At 72.0% G+C, this 2,631-nt stretch carries 3 protein-coding genes; all 3 read right to left on the reverse strand.

Annotated features, from left to right (window positions below):
• Window positions 1-37: 37 nt before the first annotated feature.
• From AB0G02_RS30945 to AB0G02_RS30955, 3 genes are read right to left on the reverse strand one after another with little or no spacing between them, the layout of a single operon-like run.
• A complete protein-coding gene (locus AB0G02_RS30945) occupies window positions 38-1,210 on the reverse strand; it encodes an LCP family protein (RefSeq protein ID WP_360801034.1) in 1,173 nt (390 codons plus the stop codon).
• 43 nt (window positions 1,211-1,253) lie between these two features.
• The gene (locus tag AB0G02_RS30950; RefSeq protein WP_360801037.1) at window positions 1,254-1,643 is read right to left on the reverse strand and encodes a DUF3037 domain-containing protein; all 390 of its coding nucleotides are present in this window, start codon (window positions 1,641-1,643) and stop codon (window positions 1,254-1,256) included.
• Window positions 1,627-2,421: a HipA family kinase gene (locus AB0G02_RS30955; RefSeq protein ID WP_360801040.1), complete on the reverse strand. Its 795-nt coding sequence runs from the start codon at window positions 2,419-2,421 to the stop codon at window positions 1,627-1,629. Before AB0G02_RS30955 ends, AB0G02_RS30950 begins: the two co-directional genes overlap by 17 nt.
• Window positions 2,422-2,631 lie beyond the last annotated feature (210 nt).

Genomic DNA, 2,631 nt, shown 5'->3' on the forward strand with positions numbered 1-2,631 from the left:
GGTGCGTGACGCCCGGAGGCCCGACCGCTCGGACGCGCTACTTCGGCGTCGGGAGCAGGTCGGCCGGGACCGGCTCGTCCTTCTCCAGCGCGCCGAACAGGCGCAGCGCGTTCTCCCGGTCCCACTGCACGACCGAACCCGCGCCCGGCAGGGTCGGCGTGCTGCCCACCGGCACGGTGACGGTGTCCACTCCCCCGCCCATCGCGAACGCCATGCCCGCGAGGTGGTGGAGGTGGTCGTCGGAGTTGACCGAGATCGAGTCGGTGCCCGCGAACAGCAGCGGGAACGCGCGGAACGGGTTGGCCAGCGTGCCGAAGCTCGTCGCCTTGTCGGTCAGGGCGGCGAGGAACTTGCGCTGGTTCTCCACCCGTTGCAGGTCGGCCGTCGCGAACGCCCGCGAGCGGACGAAGCCGAGCGCCTGCGCGCCGTCCAGCTCCTGGCAGCCCGGCTGGAGGTCCAGGCCCGCCAACGGGTCCTTCATCGGCTCGTCGATGCACATGTCCACGCCGCCGACCGCGTCCACGATCCCGGCGAACCCGCCGAAGCCGATCTCCATGTAGTGGTCGACGTGGATGCCCGTCGCCCCTTCGAAGGTCTGCACCAGCAACGGCGGACCGCCGAACGCGAACGCCGCGTTGATCTTGTTCTTGTCGTTGCCCGGGATGTCCACATAGGAGTCACGCGGGACGCTCACCAGAGTGGACTTCCCCGAGCCCTCCGGGATGTGCAGCAGCATGATGGTGTCCGTGCGCCGACCGCCCGCGTCACCGGTGGACAGGTCCTGCTTCTGCTCCTCGGTCAGGTCGTCGCGCGCGTCCGACCCGACGAGCAGCCAGTTGGTGCCCGGGGTGTCGGCCGGCCTGCCCTCGTAGTCGGTGAGCGCGTCGATCCGGCGCAACGACCCGTCGACGTAGAACCACAGGCCGACGCCGAACACGAGCAGCAGCACCAGCACGACGCCGATGATCCGACCGATCCGCCGCTTGCGGCGGATCGGCGGCCGCGGACCGGCCTGCGCGTAGGCGGCGGTCTGCTTCGGGCGTCCCCCCTGCCCCGGGTACCCGTCCTGCCGGTACGGCTGCGGTCCGGGCTGCCCGCCCCGGGCCGGCCTGCCCTGCCGCGGTTGCCCGCCCTGTCGGTATCCGCCCTGCTGATACCCGCCCTGCTGGTATCCGGCGTTCATCAACCGCCCCGTCCGTGTGTCGGTCACTGCTCGCACCTAAGGACGCGGTGCGCCGCAAGAGGTTGCCACCCTAGTGGTCCGGCGGCAGCACCAGCGCCGCCAGCAGGCGGTCCAGCTCGGCCTCCGGGTCGTCGGTGAGGCCGGTGTGCGCGGGCGAGGTCTGGATGATGGTGCTGCGCGGCGCGGTGAGCCAGCGGAACCGCTGCCCGGCCGACGTGCGCGACACCGGACCGGCCGTCGGGGAGCCGTCGCACGACAGGCCCAGGTGCTCCAGGTTCGCCCGCAGCACCTCCACGTCCAGGAACGGGTCCAGCGCCAGCACCCGCCGCTCGTCCACGTGCACGCGAGCGCCCAGGAAGTCCAGCTCCTTGCAGTAGACCAGCACCCCGACGTTGACGGACTCGCCGCGTTCCTGCCTCGGCACGGCGCGCAGCAGCGCGTACTCAAACACGTGCGGCACGGGCGGCCTCCAGTGCGTCGACCCAGGTCCGCGGCGCGGCCAGGCGGGCGGTGAAGAACGACTCGTACGCCTCGCGCACGGCGGCGGGTGTGCCGTACGCCTCGTCCTGCGCGAGCCACTGGTCGGGCACGAGCGCGAGCACCTCGCGCACCAGCCCGGGCGTGACGCGGGCGGTCAGCTCGGCGTCCACCGCGGCGAGGTCGCCCGCGAACGGCAGCATCAGGTGGTCGGCGGCGTCGAACCGGTAGCTCGCCGCCGGGAATCTCTCCGGCCGCCACGAGTGGTGGAAGTACAGCGACGCGCCGTGGTCGATCAGCCACAGCTCGCGGTGCCACAGCAGCGTGTTGGGGTTGCGCCAGCTGCGGTCGACGTTGAGCGTGAGCGCGTCCAGCCACAGCAGGCGGGTGGCCAGGTCCGCGCCCGGCTCGCGCACGACGGGGTTGTAGTCGAACGAGCCGGGCAGGTAGTCCAGCCCCAGGTTGAGCCCGCCGCTGGCCTTCAGCAGCTCCTGCACCTCCTGGTCCGGCTCGGCCCGCCCCAGCTCCGGGTCCAGCTCGACCAGGACGATCTCGGGCACCCGGAAGCCGAGCCGGCGGGCCAGCTCACCGACCACGATCTCCGCGACGAGCGCCTTCACGCCCTGCCCCGCGCCGCGGAACTTGAGCACGTACATGCCGAGGTCGTCCGCCTCGACCAACCCCGGCAGGGAACCGCCCTCCCGGAAGGGCGTGACGTACCGGGTGGCTGCGACCGTGCGCAGCCCGTTCGTGGAGTTCACGGTGCTTATTTTGCCGCTGCTCCGCAGACGGCGGGCTCGGTCGCCGGGAAGTCGACCGCTCGCGCCCTGATTCCCGGCGATCGAAGAGCGTGATCGCCGCGAATGAGGACCCGAACGATCGACGCGACCTCGCGGTGCTGGTCGCCTGGGGGAAGGTGGGGTCACTTGGGGTGGGAGGGATCACATCTGGGGGCGGAGGGGTCGGGGGCG

The organism is Actinosynnema sp. NPDC023658 (assembly GCF_040639995.1).
In the GTDB taxonomy this organism is placed as follows: Bacteria; Actinomycetota; Actinomycetes; order Mycobacteriales; family Pseudonocardiaceae; genus Actinosynnema.